Genomic DNA, 19101 nt, shown 5'->3' on the forward strand with positions numbered 1-19101 from the left:
CCGAACTCAGCAGTGAAACGATGCATCGCCGATGGTAGTGTGGGGTTTCCCCATGTGAGAGTAGGTCATCGTCAAGATTAAATTCCGAAACCCCTATCTGCGTATGCAGGTAGGGGTTTTGTTTTTGGCCCCCCTGTAGGAGCGAGCTCGCTCGCGAAAAACCTGCGAGCGCTGCGGGGCGTCAGGTTTCCCGCGTCATCGTTAACGTCCATCGCGAGCGAGCTCGCTCCTACAAGGTCATTGTAAAAAAAATCACATAAACCTGACTCCGCGCTTTTGCTAAGGTGCAGCTCATTTTTAATGGACTGAGTTTGCGCCCAGGGATCGGCATTCTTTTCAAAGAGTTGCTGTAGAAATGCCCGAACCGATACCCATCAAGGACCACGAGAAAGAGACACGCCTGGTCAATAAAAGGCTGATGGCCTCGGCTTGTTCGTTGCCGCTGTCACCTGTGCGCTGGTAGTGCGCCTGTATGTCCTGCAGGTAGTCGAGTTCGACTATCACTCGACCATCTCCGAAAACAATCGCGTACATGTCCTGCCAATTACACCGACTCGCGGGTTGATCTACGACCGCAACGGCGTACTCCTCGCAGATAACCGTCCCAGCTACAACCTGACCATCACCCGCGAACGTGCTACCGATGTAAACGAAGAGCTGGACGAGGTAGTCAATCTCCTGCATTTGCCCGCTGAAGACCGCTCGCAGTTCGACAAGGCGATGAAGCAGGCACGTCACCCCTTCGTACCTGTGACGTTGTTCTATGAACTGAGCGAAGAGCAAATTGCCGTACTCGCTGTCAACGAGTTCCGCTTGCCGGGCCTCGATGTCGAGCCGCAGTTCGTTCGGCATTATCCATTGGGCGAGCACTTCGCCCATTCGGTCGGCTACGTCGGACGTATCAACGAGAAAGAGTCAAAGGCTCTGGATACCGTCGAGTACCGAGGCACCCAATCCATCGGCAAGACCGGGATTGAAAAATTCTACGAGAAGCAACTGCACGGCCATGTCGGTTATGAGGAAGTCGAAACCAATGCCCAGGGCCGCGTGCTGCGAGTGCTCAAGCACACTGACCCGGTGCCAGGCGAAAACATTGTCCTGAGCCTCGACGTCAAGCTTCAGGAGGCCGCCGAGCAAGCCTTGGGCGATCGCCGTGGCTCAGTGGTCGCACTGGATCCCTCGACCGGTGAAGTGTTGGCCATGGTCAGCAACCCGAGTTTCGATCCGAATCTGTTCGTCACCGGTATCAGTTCCAAGGAGTACTCCACGCTACGGGACTCCATCGACCGACCGCTGTTCAACCGTGTGCTGCGCGGTCTCTATGCGCCGGGTTCGACCATCAAGCCGGAAATGGCAATCGCTGGCCTCGATGCCGGTGTCGTCACGCCACAGACCCGTGTGTTCGACCCCGGTTATTACCAACTGCCGGATTTCGATCACAAATACCGCAACTGGAACCACAGCGGCGACGGCTGGGTGGATATGGATGCGGCGATCATGCGTTCCAACGACACCTATTTCTATGACCTGGCACACAAGCTCGGTATCGATCGCCTGCACGATTACATGGCCATGTTCGGACTGGGTGAGAAAGTCTCCCTGGACATGAATGAAGAATCCCCCGGCCTGATGCCATCCCAAGCCTGGAAACGTGCCACCCGTCGTCAGGCCTGGTTCCCGGGCGAGACGGTGATTCTCGGCATCGGCCAGGGCTACATGCAGGTCACACCGCTGCAGTTGGCCCAGGCCACGGCGCTGATTGCTAACAAAGGCGTGTGGAATCGCCCGCACCTTGCCAAAACCGTGGACGGTGTCGCGCCGGTGGATGAGCATCCGATGCCGAACATCCTGCTCAAGGATCCTCGCGACTGGGAGCAGGTCAACCACGGCATGCAGATGGTGATGCACGATGCCCGCGGGATTGCCCGGGCCGCAGCGGCGGGCGCGCAGTACCGGATTGCCGGCAAGAGTGGTACCGCGCAAGTGGTGGCGATCAAGCAGGGCGAGCGTTACAACCGGGAGAAAACTCGCGAGCGTAACCGCGACAATGCCTTGTTCGTCGGTTTCGCCCCGGCCGAGCATCCGAAGATCGTGATTTCGGTGATGATCGAAAACGGCGAGGCGGGTGGTCGTGTTGCTGGTCCCGTGGTGCGGGAGATCATGGACGCCTGGCTACTCGATCAGGACGGGCACCTCAAGCCGCAGTACGCCGCGCCGAGCAAGGCACCGGGCGATCCTCACGTCTGAACCCTCATGGCTTCACAGCACAGGCTCACGGATGCTGAGCATGTGCTGGAAGCTCTCGAGGAACACCGTTTCGGCCTGGCTCATTTTCTGTTCGCGATTCCACAACAGCTGGATATCGAAATCCACCACCCCGTCTTCCGGCGGCAAGCGCCAGAGCAGTCCTTGCTCGACATCCCGGCGCACCAGATGGGTGGGCAAGGCGCCGATGCCGTAACCCGCGCAGATCAGGCGGTAAATTTCTTCGAAACTGGTGGAAGAGGCGACGATCTTGCCGGTGAAGCCTTGCTGGTCGCGGAACAGCGTCAGGGGTGAAAGATTGCCGCCCAATTGATCGCTGGTGAAGCTGACAAAATTTTCCGCCGCCAGTTGGTCCAGGGTCAGGTTCTCTTGTCCGAACAGCCGGTGACGCTGGCCACAAAAGTAAGCATAGGTCTCTCGAAACAGTACCCGTTGTTCCAGCCGCGGCTGCGGCAGGCGGCACAGGCCGACGCCGATGGTTGCGGTCTTTTGCAGCAGCGAACTGATGATGTTCGAACTGCCCATCACCTCGACTTCCAGCTCGATTTTCGGGTGGGTTTCATGGAAGTCAGCGAGGAAGTCATCGTAATGCCGCGCCTGCACGCCGCTGACGGTAAGGATGCGGATCTTGCCCACCACGTCGTCGTGACGGCTCTCCACCACCGTCCCCAGGCGTGAAATATCCCCGTAGATATCCGCCGCTATGCGCAGGACTTCTTCCCCGGTTTCCGTCAGGTCAAAGCGTCGTCCGCTGCGGGCAATCAATACGCATTCCAGTTGTTCTTCCAGTCGTTTCAGCGCCTGGCTGACGGCCGACTGGGTGATGTGCAGTCGCGCGGCGGCGCGGCTCATGCTGCCTTCCTGGCCGATGACCAGATAGGTGCGCAGCAGGTTCCAGTCGAGGCGGTCATTGAGAAAGCGACGCCCGACCCACGGGTTGGAATTGGAAGGCATAAAACCTCAGGCAGTAGCGGTGCTAATAGTAAGGATAAGGAATTGAAAATTGACTAATCCTGGCATGGAAGCGATAAAGCCCACAAGCGCCACAGAGCGCAACCGTCATCAGCCTTAACACCTGCCCAAAAACTATAAGTACACAGGGTCCTTGCATGCACACTACTCCCCAACCGCGCCGAGCCGCGGCCGCTGCCTTCATTGGCACGACCATCGAGTTCTACGACTTTTACATCTACGCCACCGCGGCGGCGCTGGTCCTTGGGCAAGTGTTCTTCCCCAGCAGCGACCCGGTCATGAGTACCCTGGCGGCGTTCGGCAGTTTCGCGGTCGGCTTCATTGCCCGTCCCATGGCCGGGATGGTGTTCGGTCATCTGGGCGATCGTCTCGGGCGCAAGAAAATGCTTTTGGTGACCATGGCCTTGATGGGCGTCGCCACGGCGGGTATTGGCCTGTTGCCGAGCTACGCCAGTGCCGGCATCTGGGCACCCATTGGTCTGATCGTGCTGCGTGTCATTCAGGGCATTTCGGTCGGTGGTGAGTGGGGTGGGGCGGTGTTGATGGCGAGCGAACACGCGCCGGCCAAGCGCAAGACGTTCTACGCATCGTTCGCCCAGCTCGGCAGTCCCGCCGGTTTGTTGCTGGCACTGATCGCTTTCCGTCTGGTGACGTCCCTTGAGCCAGAGGATTTCCTCGCCTGGGGTTGGCGCTTGCCGTTCCTCGCCAGCGGCGTGTTGATGATGGTCGGGCTGTTGATCCGTTCCGGCGTTCACGAGTCGCCGGAATTCGCCAAGGCCAAGGACAACAACGAGACCGCCAAATACCCGGTGATGGACGTGATCCGTACCTGCTGGCGGCAGATCCTGTTCGCCGCCGCTGCCGTGACCATCGGCTCGGCCGGGTTCTTCTTCACCAACACCTTCATGATCACTTATGTCACCCAGTATCAGGGCATTGCCCGATCGACGATTCTCGATTGCCTGTTTCTGGTGACCGTCATCCAGTTGCTCTCACAACCGCTCTCGGCGCTGATCGCCGAACGTATCGGCGAAGGTCGTTTTCTCAAATGGGTCGCGTTGCTTTGCATGCTCACGCCATACCCGATGTTCCTGCTGGTAGGCACGCAGAACATTGTGTTCATGACTGCCGGCATTGCCCTGGCGGTGGTGATTCTCTCGGCGCTGTACGCGGTGATCGCCGGCTACATGACCCAGGCCTTCCCGGTGCACCTGCGCTACTCGGGCATTTCCATCGCGTACCAATTGGCTTGCGCCGTGGCCGGCGGCACCACGCCGCTGATCGGCACCCTGTTGGCCAGCAAGTTTTCCGGACAATGGTTGCCGCTGGCGGTGTTCTTCACCTTGCTCTCGGCCCTGTCCCTGATCGGTGTTTGCGGCCTGGCCCGCCTGCGCGCCAACCCGGTCGTCACCCACGCTGCTAAAGAGGTGTATTCGTGAGTAAACCTGCACACATCGACCCGGTTGAATGGCAAGCCCGTTGCGAACTGGCTGCGCTGTATCGACTGGTCGCGCACTTTCGCATGACCGACCTGATCGACACCCATATCACCCTGCGGATTCCGGGGCCTGAGCATCACTTCCTGATCAACCGCTACGGGGTGATCTTCGACCGCATGCGCGCCTCGGACCTGGTGCGCATCGATCAGGAAGGGCGGGTGGTCGACCCGGAGTACGCGGGCCATCGGGTCAACGCTGCCGGCTTCGTGATTCACTCGGCGATCCACATGGCGCGTCCGGACCTGAACTGTGTGATCCATACCCACACGGCGGCCGGCATGGCGGTCGCGGCGCAGAAGCAAGGCCTACTGCCGATCAGTCAGCATGCGCTGAAGTTCTACGGCAAGCTGGCCTATCACACCTATGAGGGCATCGCGCTGTCGCTGGATGAGCGCGAGCGCTTGATTGCCGACCTCGGTCCGCACCGGGCGATGATCCTGCGCAACCACGGTTTGCTGGTGGGTGGTTCGGGCGTGGCCCAGGCGTTCCAGGAAATCCACTTCCTGGAACGGGCCTGTCAGGCCCAGGTGCAGGCGCTGGCCGGTGGTTCGGCACTGCATTACCCGTCGCCGGAAGTCTGCGCGCACACCGCCGAGCAGTTCGACCGCGATGAGCAGGACAACATCATCGACCTGGCCTGGGAGGCCGCCCTGACGTTGATCGAATCCCAGCGCGAGTCATATTTGTCATGAACGCCGTCATCAACACTGTGGTTCTGCTGTCCCGCGACACCTTGCTGCTCAAGCAATTGCAGGCGGCGTTTGCCCGCAGTGCGCCGCAGCTCACCGCCGTGCTGGCCGACGATTCCCGGGCCGCCAATGCACAGATGGCGGCGTGCTGGTTTCCCTTGCCGGGCAGTCTCGGCGCATTGCCGAACCTGCAGGTGATTCACTCGGTGGCCGCCGGTATCGATCACCTCGATCACGATCCGTCGTGCCCGGACCTGCCGGTTTGCCGTGTGGTCGACCCGGGCCATCGCCAGGGGATGACCGAGTACGTGCGCTGGGCGGTTATCCACTATCACCGCGGTTTCGATCAAGTGTTGTCGCACCAGCGGGAGCAACGCTGGGAGCGGCCGCTGCAACGGGCGGCGGGGCAGTTCAAGGTCGGTGTGATGGGGCTCGGATCGCTGGGCAGTGCGATTGCTCTGGATCTGGTCGCAGCCGGTTACGACGTGCGCGGCTGGGCGCGGCGCAGCAAGGACTTGCCCGGTGTGCGCACGTTCGCCGGGGGTGATGCGTTGCATCCTTTTCTCGACGGCGTCGAGTTGCTGATCAACCTGTTGCCACTCACCAGCGAAACCCGCGGGATTCTCGGACGAGCCACTTTCGAGCAGCTCGCCAGCGGCGCGGCACTGATCAACTGTGGCCGGGGTGGGCATTTGAACATCGACGATCTCGAACAGGCCCTGGCGAGCGGGCATTTGCGCGGCGCCTTGCTGGATGTGTTCGAGCAGGAACCGCTGCCGGTCGATCACCGGCTCTGGACAATGCCCGGTGTCACCATCACCCCGCACATGGCATCGGCGGCTTCCCATGACTGTATTGCCGAGCAAGTGTCGGAGAACTTTCGTCGCCTGAATGCTGGCGAGCCGTTACTCAACTGTGCCGACCGAGTATTGGGATATTGAACTAACACACCCCCTGTAGGAGCGAGCCCGCTCGCGATGGTCGTTAACGATTTCGCGTGTTTGCCGGTTAAACGCGGTGTTCTTGAGTTCATCGCGAGCAGGCTCGCTCCTACAGGAACCAGCTTCCCGTAAGCCATAACAACAACCGTCGCCTCAACCGTTTTACTGCCAGTTCAAAACAATTAAATAAATTCCTGGAGACAGTGATGAGCGATCTATCGTCCGCAGAAAAGTCCGGCGCACCACCGGAAGTTGCAATCAGCATGAAAAAAGTCGCGGTGGCCAGTGTGATTGGCACCACCGTGGAGTGGTACGACTTGTTCGTGTTTGCCACGGCTTCAGCGCTGGTGTTCAACAAAGTGTTCTTCCCGGATTTCGTGCCGCTGATCGGAACGCTGCTGGCGTTCGGCACCTTCGCTTCGGCGTATCTGGCACGGATTGTCGGTGCGGCGTTGTTCGGGCATTTCGGTGATCGCCTGGGGCGCAAGTCGATGCTGTTGATCTCGCTGCTGACCATGGGCGCGGCTACCTTCGCCATCGGCTTGTTGCCTGACTTTGCAACCATCGGTATCTGGGCGCCGATCCTGTTGTTGCTGCTGCGGGTCGTACAAGGCCTGGCATTGGGGGGCGAATGGGGCGGGGCGGTGCTGATGGCGGTGGAGCATGCGCCGGCCAACAAGCGTGGCTTGTACGGCTCCTGGGTGCAGATCGGCGTGCCGGCCGGGACCATGATTGCCAACCTGGCATTCCTGTTGATCGCGGCGTGGCTGTCCCCGGAGGATCTGTTGGCCTGGGGGTGGCGTATTCCGTTCCTGGCCAGCGTGTTGCTGATCGCCGTCGGTTTGTATATCCGCCTGAACATCTCGGAAACCCCGGCTTTCAACAAGGTCAAGGAAGCCGAAGTGCAAGTGAAAATGCCGTTGGCGGAAGTATTCCGCAAATACTGGAAGCAAGTGCTGCTGGGGGGTATTGCCACCATGTCCACGGGCGCTTCGTTCAACATTATCGTGGCGTTCGGTCTGACCTATGGCACACAGAACCTCGGCTTCAGCCGCAGCGTGATGCTCGGTGTGGTGCTGCTGTCCTGCGCCTGGTGCATTGTCATGTTACCGGTGTTCGGTGCGCTCTCGGACCGCTTCGGACGCAAACCGATCATTGTCGGCGGCATCATCGCCGAAGCGCTGGTGGCGTTCCCGATGTTCTGGCTGATGGACACCAAGGAGCTGTCGATGGTGGTGTTCGGTTATCTGTTGTTGATGACCGCGTTCGCCGCCAACTACGGGCCGATCGCGACCTTCCTCGCCGAGCTGTTCGGCACCCGGGTGCGTTATTCCGGTTTGTCCATCAGCTACATGTTGTCCGGCCTGCTCGGCAGCGCGGCGACGCCCATCGTCACCACGGCATTGCTGGCCGCGACGGGCAAAGGTTCGTCGGTGGCCTGGTACATGATCGGTGCGGCGTTGATTTCCCTGGTGGCCCTGTTGCTGTTGACCGAGACCTTCAAGAAGGATATCAGCGAGATCCCCAGCGTTGTCCCCACAGACGATCCGGCCCCCGGTAAACCCTTCAAATCGGCTACGGCCTGACATCTGGAGTTCTACAACATGCGCAGAATTCAATCGGCCCCGGGCTACATCGGCCCGGTCGGGCCTTACTCCCAAGCTGTTGTCAGCGGCCACCTGGTGTTCACCGCCGGGCAGATTCCGGCCCACGGCAGCCTCGACGAACAGCCTGCTGATTTCCCCGAGCAGGTACGGCAAACCTTGCGCAACCTCGAAGCGATCCTGATCGAGGCGGGCTCCGGTTTCAGCCATGTGATCAAGGTCAATGCCTACTTGACCGACCCCGCGCAACTGGAGCCGTTCAACGCCGTGTACCGCGAGTTCCTCGGCCATGCGCCACCGGCGCGCACCACGGTGTGCGTGGCATTGTGGGGCGTATCGCTGGAGATCGACTGTGTTGCCGAACTGATTGCCGGGGAGCCGCAGCATGGATGAGTCGCAACTGATCGAACAGCTCAAGGCCGTGAGCTTTCCGACCCTCGGGCACTTTCTCGAAGAGGGTTTTGCCGATCCGCAACTGCGGGCCATGGTGCCCAATGTGAAAGTCGTTGGCCGTGCGTTGACCCTGAAACTGGTGGGCGCCGATGCCATTGCCGTCAACCGGGCCCTGGCGCAAATCAGGCCGGGCGACGTGCTGGTGATCGACACCGGTGGCGATCACCAGCATGCGCCAGTCGGTGCGGTGACCAGTTGCGCGGCACGCTTTGCCGGTGCTGTGGGTATTGTGGTGGACGGCGCAGTGACCGATCTGCTGGAGCTGCGTGAAGCCGGGTTGCCGGTGTTCGCCCGAGGCACCAGCCTGTTGACCACCAAGCTGCACGGCCGTGGCGACAGCGCCATCAATCAGCCCATCCACTGCGCCGGCGTGACGGTGCAGCCGGGGGATTGGGTGCTGGCGGACGACAACGGCGTGTTGTTTCTCGACACGGCATCGGCGGCGGCAGTCATCGATCAGGCGCTGGCTTCGGATCGCAGTGAGCCGCGCTTGCTCGAACGCTTGCAGGCCGGTGAACCGGTGACGCAAGTCTTGCGCGTTTAGTCTGTCAGCCGTTGTTGCAGGCTTTCGAGAAAGATCGTCTCGGCACGGCTCATGCGCTGTTCGCGGTTCCACAGCAAATGAATGTCCACATCGGCAATCCCCTCGTGGGGCGGCAGGCGCCAGAGCAATCCGGCGTCGACGTCGGCCGCCACCACGTGTTCGGGCAGACAGCCGATACCGAAGCCGGCGATCACCAGTCGCCGGACTTCTTCCAGGCTCGGTGAGGACGCGACGATGCGACCACTGAAACCCTGCTGATCGCGGAAAATCGTCAGCGGCGAGAGCATGCCGCCGATCTGGTCACTGGTGAAACTGACGAAGTTCTCCCGTTGCAAATCCCCTTCGGCGACGTCCTGCTGGCCGAACAGCCCATGGTGCTTGCCGCAGAAAAAAGCATAGCGCTGACGCAGGAACAAGCGCTGCTCCAGGCGTGGCTGCGGGCGCCGATTGAGGCTCAGGCCGAGGGTCGCGGTTTTTTCCTGGAGGGCGCTGACGATGTCGGAACTGCGCATCACGTCGACTTCCAGGTCCACTCGCGGGTATTGGCGATGGAAGTCGGCGAGAAAGTCATCAAAGCGCTCGGAGAAGATCCGGCTGATGATCAGCAACCGCACTTTGCCGATCACTTCGTCGGCCGGTTGTTCCAGCACGCTACTGACCTGGGACATTTGCCCGTAGATTTCCCCGGCCAGGGCAAAGATCTGCTCGCCGACTTCAGTCAGGGCAAAACGTGGCCCGCGACGGGCAATCAATTGGCGGCCCAGTTGTTCCTCCAGGCGCTTGAGCGCCTGACTCACTGCCGGTTGCGTCAGGTGCAGGCGGGCGGCAGCGCGGCTGATGCTCTGCTCCTGGCCAATCACCCGAAAGGTGCGCAGCAGGTTCCAGTCCAGGCGGTCATTGAGCAGACGTTGCATAGGCGGTCAGCAGAAAGTCGGGGGGGCCAATAGGGAGAGTCGACGGCTTGCACACATCCTGCGCAAGCCATGGAAAATCTACAGTCGCGGGATCGTAACACTGTTAGAGCGCAGCAGCAGAGACAACTCGGATCTGCAAAAAAACCTCATGCGTAGGCGAGGGCTTTTTCTTCCAGCAGTTCCTCATACAGCGCTGCCCATTTGCGACCCATTTCGTCCGCGGTAAACAGATTTTGATAACGGGCCTGCGCCTTCTCGCCCATTTGCGCCGCCAGCACCGGGTTTTCCCAAAGCGTGCGCATCGCCTCGCGAAACGCCGATGGATTGCTCGGTGGCACCACCAGCCCGGTCTCGTTATGGATGTTGATGTAACTGGTGCCAGTGCCAATTTCACTGGAGATCATCGGTTTGCCATACATCGCGCCTTCCAGCAGCGAAATGCCAAAGGCTTCGGAGCGCAGGTGCGACGGGAACACCACCGCATAACTCAACTCGAGCAAGGCGACCTTGTCTTCGTCGCCCAGGAACCCGAGAAAGTGCAGGTTCCGCAGGCCCAGCGCCCTGGCCTGGGCATGCAGCTCCGCTTCCAGCGGGCCGGCGCCCACGATCACCACGGGATAGTTCAGCCCCTGCATCGCTTCAAGCAGGATGTGCAGCCCCTTGTAGTAGCGCATCACACCGACGAACAGGAAGAACTTGTCCCCCAGCTTCTGGCGCCAGCGCTCGGTCCGCGCCGCGTCTTGCGTCGGATAACCCGACTTGTCCAGGCCATAGGTGATGACACGGGTCTTATCGTGGTAGTCCTTGAGCACGTCGCTGGTGTGAAAGTAGTTCGGGGACGCCACGGCGATTCGATCCGCGCTGTCCAGGAACCGACGCATCAACGGACGGTACAGTTTGAGCAGATGGCGTTGGCGAATGATGTCGGAGTGGTAACTCACCACGCTGGGCTTTTTGATGTCGCTGACAAAATGCACCAGGTCCATGAAGGGCCAGGGGAAGTGATAGTTGACCACGTCGGCTTCAGCCGCGAGCTCTCGAAACTGCTTGAACACGCTGTAGGAAAAACCGGTGGAGGCGAGCTGAAAATCCATCCTGGCCTGATGCACCTGGTGCTCGCGGATCTGCAACACGCCCGGTGCCGGATTATTGCTCAGAGTCAGCACAGTGCTGTCGACACCATGGCGCGCGCCACTTTCGCTCATCTGGAAAATGACTTGTTCGATGCCACCCATGGAGTCGGGCAAGTAGGTTTTATAAAAGTGCAGAACGCGCATATCAGTTCTCCATTGCCTGGCGGTAGGCGCGGGCGGTCACCGTCGCGCAACGCTCCCAGGAAAAAAGCTTCGCTCGCTGCAAGCCTGCCTCGCGACAGACCTGCCAATGCGCCGGGTCGTCGATCAACCGCTGCAAGGCATCGCGCAAGGAGTCCGGGTCGTGCGCCTCGATGTAGTTGCCGGCATCGCCAGCGACCTCCGGCATCGCCGACTCACCCGTCAGAATCACCGGAGTGCCACTGGCCATGGCTTCCAGCACCGGCAGGCCGAACCCCTCGTACAACGAAGGGAAGACCAGCGCCCGGGCTCCGGCCAGTAGCTGCGCCAGATCGTCGTCCGACAAGTACCCCAAAAGGCACACATGACCTGACGCGAGGGCCGAACGTAATTCGTCGTTGAACTGCTGACGCTGCCAGCCGGCCATGCCGGCGATCAGCAACGGAAAACGCTGGCGCACGGTTTCCGGCAGCCGGGCATGGGCGCGCAGGGCCAGGGTCAGATTCTTGCGTGGCTCCAGGGTACCGACGCAAAGGAAATACTCCCGCGCCTCGACGCCGTGGGCCTTGAGGACCTGATCGATGGCCTCGGGTTCACGGGGGTGGAAGCGCGCGGCCACACCCAGCGGTGCCACCACGAAGCGCTCGGCCGGCAGTGCGAACCAGGCCTGCGCTTGCTCGGCGATGTACTGCGAGTCCGTCAGGATCAGCCGCGCCCGCTGTACGCCGTCGGCCAGTCGCCGCTCGATTTCGCGCAGGCGTGCCGGTGGTTGGGTGTCGGGATAGTGCAGGTGCGTGAGGTCATGCAGTGTGATGATGGTCGGGCCGTTGAACGACAGCGGCCACAGGCTTGGCTCGTGATACAGATCAATGGCCTGGGAAGGGCGCTGATCAAAACGCTTCTGCTCCAGCCAGCGCCGCGCCTGATAGGCTCCCGGAATCTGTCGCAGCAACGGCGTCAGACGCGAGTAACCGGGCATCGCCGCCTCAGGCAGAGTCGAACTCCAGCCCCAGCCGTGGAACAACGACAACTCGACGTCCGATTCGCGGGCCAGGGCCGTCGCCAGTTCGGCGACGTACTGACCGATGCCCGTGCGCGGGGCCTGAAGGATGCGAGCGTTAAGGGCAATTCGCATGCTGACTCTCAGGCACCTTCGCATCGCTGTGCAGATTGCGCTGGATGCGTTCGACCAGTTGCGCACTCGCCTCGCGCCAGCTCAGCCAACGCCAGTTATCCAGGTTGAGGGGCGCGGGAAATGCGCCGCCGCTTTCCATGTCGATGACCAGATCGGCCAGGTTCTGCGGGTTGGAGAGGTCGAAATACGCCATGTACTCGCCACCGATTTCGCGGAACACCGGGATGTCGCTGGCCATGGCCGGCAGGCCTCGCTGCATGGCTTCCACCAGCGGCAAACCGAACCCTTCGACGTAGGACGGGAACACCAGCGATGTCGCGTGGGAATAGGCGTGTTCCAGGCTCTTGTCCGAAAGGTTGTTGAACATGAACAAACGCAGGTTCAATTGCGGATGCTGGCGTATACGCTCGATCAGCGCCTCGCATTTCCAGCCAATCTTGCCGACGATGCATAACCGGGCTTTGGACCCGGCCGCCCAGGCGCGCTCGAACGCGTCCAGCAGATACGCATGGTTCTTGCGCGGCTCGATGGTGCTGACCATCAGGAACACAGGGTCCGGCGTCTTGAACATCTGCAGCAGCCCCGGGTCGACGGTAGACCGGGCATCGGTCAGGTCGAGTTCGGAGCCGAGGTGAAAATAGTCGAACCAGCGTTGCTGAACCTGCGCGGTACCGATCCTGCGGGTCATCTCCTGGCGGACCTGGTCGCGGATGGTGGTCGAGATCGCCACGTAGCCATCGGCGGTGCGGGCGATCCAGTCGAACCATTCGTTGAAGACCTTCACCAATCCTGCGTCGCAAAACTGCGGGTGGGTCAGGGGAATCAGGTCGTAGATCACCGAAACGATACCGACCCCGTCACGCTTGAGTTGTTCGGCCAGGGGGAAGAAGTTGGCGTGCCAGGACGAGTCCAGCAGCACCAATTGGTCGCCGGCTCGATGCTGCAACGGCACGCAACGCTCGGGAACCTTCTGGCCCTTGAGTGCCCGATCGAGCAGGCGCATCGGCAGGCTCAGGCAGGCGAACGCGGTCAGACGGCAACCGACGTAAAGCACCCGGCGGGCGAACTTCGATTGGCTGAAAGGACGGCGACGTTCCAGCGCGCGGTGGCGCAGCCAGAACTGATTGGCGAACTGTTCGAGCTTCACCCGCAGGCTCACCAGATCCACTTTGACGGTCGGCAAGGGCGCCAGGCTTTTCACCTCGAACAACGCGCCATTGATCATCACCACCGGAACGCATTCGCGCTGGGCGTTCGCGGCCGGCAATTGCTGAACCACATTGCGAACGACCCGCTGGATGCCCGAGTTGGCATCGGGGTGTTCGAAAACGTAGGTACATTCCACCAACAGTCTGGTCATCGCGTCACCCCAACGGTTTCCACCAGGTTTTCGCTGGAACGGGTCACGCTGGTCTGCGCTTCGAGCCAGGAACAGCCCACGAAGTCTTCCTGGCGATTGTTGATCACGTGGAAGACCAGCCCGTAGTCACGCCATTCGAAATTGCGATCCAGGTGCGAATCCAGTCGCGACAGGCTCAGGGCCACCGAATAGTTGCCCTTGCCCAGGCGCATGTCGAAGGCAAAGCGGTAGGTGACGCGTTCGCCGGCACTCAGGTCGGTGAGGGCTTTGTCCACCCGGTGGGTATTGATGCCGTACATGGGCTGGCCAAGGCGATCCTTGATCATGAAGCCGAGAATCAGTCGCTCGATGTCCTGGCGCACCTCGACCTGCACTTCCAGGACCATCGCCTGGCCGACTTCAGCCACCTCCACCGAACGCCCCTTGGGGTCAAGCAGGCGGACACTGAGAATGCCCGCTTCGCCTGTCCCGGAAATGGTTTGCACCTGCCCGTTGGCGAGCATTTCCTGACGCACCGTCTGGCCCTCGCGCTGGGCGAGCATGGCGTTGTAGTAGTCCATCACTTCTTCAGGCTTGCCGCGCATGGCCATGCGTCCGTTCTCCAGGAGGATGGCGGTGTCGCAGATCGACTGGATCGCTGAACGGTCATGGGACACGATCAGCAACGTGGTACCTGCCTTGCGGAAGTTGCGGATGCGATCAAAGCTTTTGTGCTGGAAGTAGGCGTCACCCACGGACAGCGCTTCATCGACGATCAGGATGTCCGGCCGTCGCGCGGTGGCCACGCTGAACGCCAGGCGCATCTGCATGCCGCTGGAATAGGTGCGCACCGGATGGTCGATGGCCTCGCCGATTTCGGCGAAGCTCTCGATCTCTGGCATCAGCGCTTCGATTTCTTCGACCTGCATGCCGAGCAACTGGCCGGCCATGAAGGTGTTCTGCCGACCGGTGAAGTCCGGGTGGAAGCCCATGCCCAGCTCCAGCAGCGCCGCTACGCGACCTTGCAGCTGGATGTCGCCGCAGGTGGGCTGGGTAGTGCCGGTGATCATCTTCAGCAGCGTGCTTTTGCCGGCACCGTTGACCCCGACGATGCCCACGGCTTCACCCGGCTGAATCTCGAAATCGACCCCTTGCAGGACCCAGTGCAGGTGATGCCGGGTGCGGGAAAACGGCACCAGCCATTCGAACAGCCGGCTCCAGCGATTCGGGTACTGCTTGTAGGCCTTGCCCAGGCCACTGACACGTATATGTCCCATCAGAGCTCGTCCACCATTTCACCGACACGCTGGCGGAACAGCCGCAGCGCCATCCCACAGAACAACAGGCCGATCACCAGCAACGGGACCAGCGAGCTCCAGTCTGGCCATTGGTTGTAGAGAAACAGGTTCTGGTAGCTGTTCATCAGTGCCGTCATCGGGTTCAGCTCGATAAAACGCTGGATGCCCGGCGGCAGGATCGACAGCGGGTAAACGATGGGCGTCAGCCAGAACCAGAATTGCAGGCAGATGCCGAAAAACTGCCCGACGTCGCGAAAGAACACGTTGAGCACGCCCAGAATCATCCCCAGCCCCGCAGCGAAGGTCACTTGCAGGACCAGCAACGGTACCAGCGCCAGCAGCGCCATGCCGGGCAGCCGTCCGCTGATCAGCAGGAAGCCGAGGAACAACCCCAGGATGATCGCGAAATTGATCCCGGCATTGAGCAGCACGATGACCGGCAGGCAGATGCGCGGGAAGCTGATTTTCTTCAGCAGGTTGGCGTTTTCCAGGAACATGCTCTGGCTGCGCGTCGTGATCTCGGCGAACAGGCCCCAGGTCAGCAGGCCGGCGCACAGGTAGACGCTATAGGCCAACCCGTCATCCACGCCCGGCAAGCGGGCGCGCATGATGGTGGAGAAGATCACCGTGTAGACCACGATCATCGACAGCGGATTGAGCACGGTCCACAAGGCACCGAACAGCGAGTTGCGATAACGCGCCTGAAACTCCCGTTTGACGCTGCCGAGGATGAAACCCCGGTAACTCCACAGCGATTGGTAAAGATTACGCAGCATTCAAACCGTCCTGCCGTATTGATCTTCGAAGCGGACGATATCGTCCTCTCCCAGGTATTCGCCGCTTTGCACTTCGATGATCACAAGGTCGATCACGCCGGGATTTTCCAGGCGATGCTTGTGACCGGCGGCAATGAAGGTCGATTCGTTCTTGGCCACCAGGTGCGTGCCGGTGCCATTGTTGGTGACCTTGGCCATGCCTTCGACCACCACCCAGTGTTCATTGCGATGGTGGTGCATCTGCAACGACAACTTGGCGCCGGGCTTGACCACGATGCGTTTGATCTTGAAGCGCGGACCTTCCTCGAGCACGGTGTAGGTGCCCCATGGCCGGCTGACCGTACGGTGCAGGCGATAGGCTTCGTGCTCTTTATCCTTGAGTTGCCTGGCCACCCGGCGCACATCCTGGGCGCGGTCGGCGTGGGCCACCAGCACCGCGTCGGCGGTGTCGACGATGATCAGGTTATCCACACCCACGGTCGCTACCAGACGGTTTTCGCTCTGGACGAAGTTGTTGTGGCTGTCGATGAAAATCGATTCGCCGACGGTGCGGTTGTTCTGTGCATCCGCTGGAACCAGCGCGGCCACCGCCCCCCAGGAGCCGATGTCGCTCCAGTCGAAACGGGCCGGCACCACGACCACTTTGTCGGAGCGTTCCATCAACGCGTAGTCGATGGAAATGTCCATGATTTCGCCAAACAGGGCCGGTGACAGTTCCTGTTGCAGGCTCCCGGCGTTTTCCACCGCGGCGCTGGAGGCCATGCAGGTTTGCGCCTGCTCCAGCAAGTCGGGAGCATGGGTTTGCAGCTCGGCCAGCAGGCTGGCGACCGAGAAGCAGAACATCCCGGAGTTCCACAGGAAGTTGCCGCTTTCCACGTAATGCGTCGCGGTTTGCAGGTCGGGTTTTTCGACGAAGCGCCGCACACTGGCAGCGCCTTTATCGTCCAGCGATGTGCCGGCTTCAATGTAGCCAAACCCGGTTTCCGGAGCGGTCGGCACGACACCGAAGGTCACCAGGTGACCGCGCCTGGCCAATGCCACGGCATGCTCGACTGCGTCCTTCAATGCGTCGACATTGACGATCAGGTGGTCGGCGGGCATGACCAGCATGATCGCGTCGTCACCATGCAGGGCCTGGAGGGAGAGGGCGGCGGCGGCAATGGCCGGCGCCGTGTTGCGCCCGGTCGGCTCCAGCAGGAAGTGTCCGCGATGGCGGCCAAGGTGCGCGTCCCGAAAGTGATCCTTGCTCTGGAAGTAGTACTCGCGGTTGGTCACCGTGACGATATCACCCCAGCCGTCGAGCAGGTCCGCGGCACGCCGATAGGTCTTGCCCAGCAGCGACTGGCCGTCGGGCAATGCCATGAACGGTTTGGGATGGCCTTCACGCGACACCGGCCACAACCTGGTCCCGGCACCGCCGGAGAGAATCACGGGAATCAGCATGGCCTACTCCTTGGCGACGCGTTTCATGTCCGCATCCATCATCATGCGGATCAAGGTATCCAGGTCGGTTTTTGGTTTCCAGCCCAGCACACGCTGGGCCTTGGCCGGGTTGCCGAGCAGCACTTCGACTTCGGCCGGGCGGAAGAACGCCGGGTCGATCTTCACGAAATCGCGGTAGTTCAGGCCCACGTGATCGAAGGCGATCCGGCACATCTCGCGCACGGTGGTGGTGACGCCAGTGGCCACCACGAAGTCATCGGGCTTGTCCTGTTGCAGCATCAGCCACATGGCTTCGACGTAGTCCCCGGCAAAGCCCCAGTCGCGCTTGGCGTCGATGTTGCCCAGGCACAGTTCCTGCTGCTTGCCCTGCTTGATGCGGGCGGCGGCGTCGGTGACTTTGCGCGTCACGAACTCGATGCCGCGCAGCGGTGATTCATGGTTGAACAGAATGCCGCTGCTGGCGTGCAGGTTGAAGCTTTCGCGGTAGTTCACGGTGATCCAGTGGCCGTACAGCTTGGCCACGCCATAAGGGCTGCGTGGATAGAAGGGGGTGTTCTCGTCCTGCTGCTCGGCCTGGATCAGGCCGAACATTTCGCTGGTGGACGCCTGGTAGAAACGCGTGTGCGGGCTGAACTGACGGATCGCTTCGAGCAGGTGGGTAACGCCCAGGCCGTCGACGATGCCGGTGGTCACCGGTTGATCCCAGGAAGCCGCGACAAAGCTTTGTGCGGCAAGGTTGTAGATCTCGTCCGGCGCCGATTTGATCACCGCACGCTGCACTGAACAGGCATCGGCCATGTCGCCGTCCAGGTAGACGATGTCCGCCTCGACCCCCATCTCGCGCAGGCGCCAGCGTGAGTCGCTGCTGCGACGCGCCACTAGGCCGTGGACTTTGTAGCCCTTGTCGAGCAACAGTTTCGCCAGATAAGCGCCATCCTGGCCGGTGATACCTGTGATCAATGCACTTTTAGTCATTCTTGTCGTACTCGCTTCTCCCAGTCGGACAGGATCGCCCGCAGGGATTGTTGTGTTGTGATTTCAGGCTTCCATTCGGTGGTTTGGGTCAGCCTGGCAGGGCTGCCACACACCCGTCGCTGATCCGCGCGGCGAAGTCGCGCAGGGTCCTGGACCAATTGCAGGTCGACCTGGGCAAGATCTGCCAGCTGTTCGATCAAACTGCGAATGCTCTGCTCGCGCCCCGAGCAAATGTTGTAGACCTGCCCCGGTGTGCCTTTATCCAGCAAGGCCAGGTAGGCCGAAACCACGTCCCCGACATCGAGGAAATCGCGCGTGACGTCGATGTCCCCGACCTCCAGTCGTGGCCCTTGCAGGCCTTGTTTGATCCGGCAGATCTGACGGGCGGCGCTGGCGATGACGAAGCTGTCTTTCTGCCCGCTGCCGATGTGGTTGAACGGGCGGGCGACCAGTACGGGCCAGCCTTCGCTCACGCCCCATTGCAGGCTCAGGAACTCGGCCGACAGTTTGCTCACGGCGTATGGGTTGCGCGGGCAGGGTGGCTGCAATTCAGTGATGGGCAGATGCTCTTCAGCGACCTGGCCATAGACATCGCCGGAGCTGACGTACAGAAACGTGCCGCTGAAGCCGCGTGCCTTGAGGGCTTGCAGCAGGTTCAGGGTGCCCAGCAGATTGATATTCAGGGTACCGGCCGGATCACGAAAAGCCTCCGGGACGAACGTCTGGCCGGCCAGGTGGATCACCGCATCGGGCATGACCGGCCACAAGCCTTCGAGTCTGTCCGGCGCGGCAAGATCGTAGCGGCCGGGAACAGGCAGCAGCTCCCATTCCGAGGCGTCAGCCTGCAAACGCGATTGGATGTGTTGTCCTACGAATCCAGTCAGACCCGTGACAAACAGACGTTTTTTCAACAGCGACCCCCGGTCATACATTTCATCCATTTCCTACTGGCTTAATGGAAGGGTCTCACGAATCAACAG

The 19101-nt window shown here is 61.0% G+C and carries 16 protein-coding genes and 1 pseudogene; 7 read left to right on the plus strand and 10 right to left on the minus strand.

Annotated features, from left to right (window positions below; all coding sequences use genetic code 11):
* Nucleotides 1-355: 355 nt before the first annotated feature.
* Nucleotides 356-2247 (plus strand): annotated as a pseudogene (gene mrdA, locus KGA98_RS26015) (penicillin-binding protein 2).
* 12 nt (nucleotides 2248-2259) lie between these two features.
* Here the strand turns inward: mrdA and KGA98_RS26020 are convergent.
* Nucleotides 2260-3219: a LysR family transcriptional regulator gene (locus tag KGA98_RS26020; protein ID WP_223504438.1), complete on the minus strand. Its 960-nt coding sequence runs from the start codon at nucleotides 3217-3219 to the stop codon at nucleotides 2260-2262.
* A gap of 155 nt (nucleotides 3220-3374) precedes the next feature.
* Here KGA98_RS26020 and KGA98_RS26025 point away from each other — a divergent pair, with 155 nt between their 5' ends.
* From KGA98_RS26025 to KGA98_RS26050, 6 genes are all read left to right on the plus strand, one after another.
* Entirely contained in the window at nucleotides 3375-4676 is a 1302-nt protein-coding gene (locus KGA98_RS26025) for an MFS transporter (protein ID WP_223504440.1), read from the plus strand.
* Nucleotides 4673-5428 (plus strand): class II aldolase/adducin family protein, encoded by a 756-nt coding sequence (locus tag KGA98_RS26030; RefSeq protein ID WP_007988289.1) that lies wholly within the window; start codon nucleotides 4673-4675, stop codon nucleotides 5426-5428. Before KGA98_RS26025 ends, KGA98_RS26030 begins: the two co-directional genes overlap by 4 nt.
* Nucleotides 5425-6366 carry a 2-hydroxyacid dehydrogenase gene (locus KGA98_RS26035; protein ID WP_223504442.1) on the plus strand — a complete coding sequence of 314 codons (942 nt, stop codon included), beginning with the start codon at nucleotides 5425-5427 and terminating at the stop codon, nucleotides 6364-6366. The genes KGA98_RS26030 and KGA98_RS26035 overlap by 4 nt, the downstream gene beginning before the upstream one ends.
* 206 nt (nucleotides 6367-6572) lie before the next feature.
* On the plus strand, nucleotides 6573-7952 hold the full coding sequence (locus KGA98_RS26040; protein WP_057713892.1) for an MFS transporter: 1380 nt from the start codon (nucleotides 6573-6575) through the stop codon (nucleotides 7950-7952).
* Between the two features lie 18 nt (nucleotides 7953-7970).
* Nucleotides 7971-8363: a RidA family protein gene (locus KGA98_RS26045; protein ID WP_090456976.1), complete on the plus strand. Its 393-nt coding sequence runs from the start codon at nucleotides 7971-7973 to the stop codon at nucleotides 8361-8363.
* Nucleotides 8356-8967, plus strand: coding sequence for an RraA family protein (locus KGA98_RS26050; RefSeq protein ID WP_090456974.1), 612 nt, complete (start codon nucleotides 8356-8358; stop codon nucleotides 8965-8967). Before KGA98_RS26045 ends, KGA98_RS26050 begins: the two co-directional genes overlap by 8 nt.
* Here the strand turns inward: KGA98_RS26050 and KGA98_RS26055 are convergent.
* The 9 genes from KGA98_RS26055 to KGA98_RS26095 all read right to left on the minus strand — a co-directional run bounded on the left by KGA98_RS26055 (nucleotide 8964) and on the right by KGA98_RS26095 (nucleotide 19032).
* The gene (locus KGA98_RS26055) at nucleotides 8964-9881 is read right to left on the minus strand and encodes a LysR family transcriptional regulator (RefSeq protein WP_154861514.1); all 918 of its coding nucleotides are present in this window, start codon (nucleotides 9879-9881) and stop codon (nucleotides 8964-8966) included. The two genes, KGA98_RS26050 and KGA98_RS26055, sit on opposite strands and share 4 nt — an antisense overlap.
* A gap of 146 nt (nucleotides 9882-10027) precedes the next feature.
* Nucleotides 10028-11158: a glycosyltransferase family 4 protein gene (locus KGA98_RS26060; RefSeq protein ID WP_090456972.1), complete on the minus strand. Its 1131-nt coding sequence runs from the start codon at nucleotides 11156-11158 to the stop codon at nucleotides 10028-10030.
* A 1-nt stretch (nucleotide 11159) separates the two neighbouring features.
* On the minus strand, nucleotides 11160-12290 hold the full coding sequence (locus tag KGA98_RS26065; protein ID WP_223504444.1) for a glycosyltransferase family 4 protein: 1131 nt from the start codon (nucleotides 12288-12290) through the stop codon (nucleotides 11160-11162).
* Nucleotides 12274-13650, minus strand: a complete 1377-nt coding sequence (locus KGA98_RS26070; protein ID WP_223504446.1) for a glycosyltransferase family 4 protein — start codon at nucleotides 13648-13650, stop codon at nucleotides 12274-12276. The genes KGA98_RS26065 and KGA98_RS26070 overlap by 17 nt, the downstream gene beginning before the upstream one ends.
* The gene (locus KGA98_RS26075; protein WP_223504448.1) at nucleotides 13647-14906 is read right to left on the minus strand and encodes an ABC transporter ATP-binding protein; all 1260 of its coding nucleotides are present in this window, start codon (nucleotides 14904-14906) and stop codon (nucleotides 13647-13649) included. Before KGA98_RS26075 ends, KGA98_RS26070 begins: the two co-directional genes overlap by 4 nt.
* Nucleotides 14906-15703 (minus strand): ABC transporter permease, encoded by a 798-nt coding sequence (locus KGA98_RS26080; protein WP_150814926.1) that lies wholly within the window; start codon nucleotides 15701-15703, stop codon nucleotides 14906-14908. Before KGA98_RS26080 ends, KGA98_RS26075 begins: the two co-directional genes overlap by 1 nt.
* A complete protein-coding gene (locus tag KGA98_RS26085) occupies nucleotides 15704-17146 on the minus strand; it encodes a mannose-1-phosphate guanylyltransferase/mannose-6-phosphate isomerase (protein ID WP_223504450.1) in 1443 nt (480 codons plus the stop codon).
* A gap of 3 nt (nucleotides 17147-17149) precedes the next feature.
* Nucleotides 17150-18121 carry a GDP-mannose 4,6-dehydratase gene (gmd, locus tag KGA98_RS26090; protein WP_057713902.1) on the minus strand — a complete coding sequence of 324 codons (972 nt, stop codon included), beginning with the start codon at nucleotides 18119-18121 and terminating at the stop codon, nucleotides 17150-17152.
* Nucleotides 18118-19032, minus strand: a complete 915-nt coding sequence (locus KGA98_RS26095; protein WP_223504452.1) for a GDP-mannose 4,6-dehydratase — start codon at nucleotides 19030-19032, stop codon at nucleotides 18118-18120. Before KGA98_RS26095 ends, gmd begins: the two co-directional genes overlap by 4 nt.
* Nucleotides 19033-19101: the final 69 nt, after the last annotated feature.

The sequence above is a fragment of the Pseudomonas sp. BF-R-24 genome, from assembly GCF_019947335.1.
GTDB lineage: Bacteria > Pseudomonadota > Gammaproteobacteria > Pseudomonadales > Pseudomonadaceae > Aquipseudomonas > Aquipseudomonas jessenii.

Excerpts from the sequence above, each read along its gene's own strand:
- KGA98_RS26025 (WP_223504440.1), top strand. The coding sequence starts at position 3,375 with ATGCACACTACTCCCCAACCGCGCCGAGCCGCGGCCGCTGCCTTCATT.
- KGA98_RS26075 (WP_223504448.1), bottom strand. The coding sequence starts at position 14,906 with ATGGGACATATACGTGTCAGTGGCCTGGGCAAGGCCTACAAGCAGTAC.
- gmd (WP_057713902.1), bottom strand. The coding sequence starts at position 18,121 with ATGACTAAAAGTGCATTGATCACAGGTATCACCGGCCAGGATGGCGCT.
- KGA98_RS26050 (WP_090456974.1), top strand. The coding sequence starts at position 8,356 with ATGGATGAGTCGCAACTGATCGAACAGCTCAAGGCCGTGAGCTTTCCG.
- KGA98_RS26035 (WP_223504442.1), top strand. The coding sequence starts at position 5,425 with ATGAACGCCGTCATCAACACTGTGGTTCTGCTGTCCCGCGACACCTTG.
- KGA98_RS26080 (WP_150814926.1), bottom strand. The coding sequence starts at position 15,703 with ATGCTGCGTAATCTTTACCAATCGCTGTGGAGTTACCGGGGTTTCATC.
- KGA98_RS26055 (WP_154861514.1), bottom strand. The coding sequence starts at position 9,881 with ATGCAACGTCTGCTCAATGACCGCCTGGACTGGAACCTGCTGCGCACC.
- KGA98_RS26085 (WP_223504450.1), bottom strand. The coding sequence starts at position 17,146 with ATGCTGATTCCCGTGATTCTCTCCGGCGGTGCCGGGACCAGGTTGTGG.
- KGA98_RS26070 (WP_223504446.1), bottom strand. The coding sequence starts at position 13,650 with ATGACCAGACTGTTGGTGGAATGTACCTACGTTTTCGAACACCCCGAT.
- KGA98_RS26065 (WP_223504444.1), bottom strand. The coding sequence starts at position 12,290 with ATGCGAATTGCCCTTAACGCTCGCATCCTTCAGGCCCCGCGCACGGGC.
- KGA98_RS26040 (WP_057713892.1), top strand. The coding sequence starts at position 6,573 with ATGAGCGATCTATCGTCCGCAGAAAAGTCCGGCGCACCACCGGAAGTT.
- KGA98_RS26045 (WP_090456976.1), top strand. The coding sequence starts at position 7,971 with ATGCGCAGAATTCAATCGGCCCCGGGCTACATCGGCCCGGTCGGGCCT.
- KGA98_RS26020 (WP_223504438.1), bottom strand. The coding sequence starts at position 3,219 with ATGCCTTCCAATTCCAACCCGTGGGTCGGGCGTCGCTTTCTCAATGAC.
- KGA98_RS26060 (WP_090456972.1), bottom strand. The coding sequence starts at position 11,158 with ATGCGCGTTCTGCACTTTTATAAAACCTACTTGCCCGACTCCATGGGT.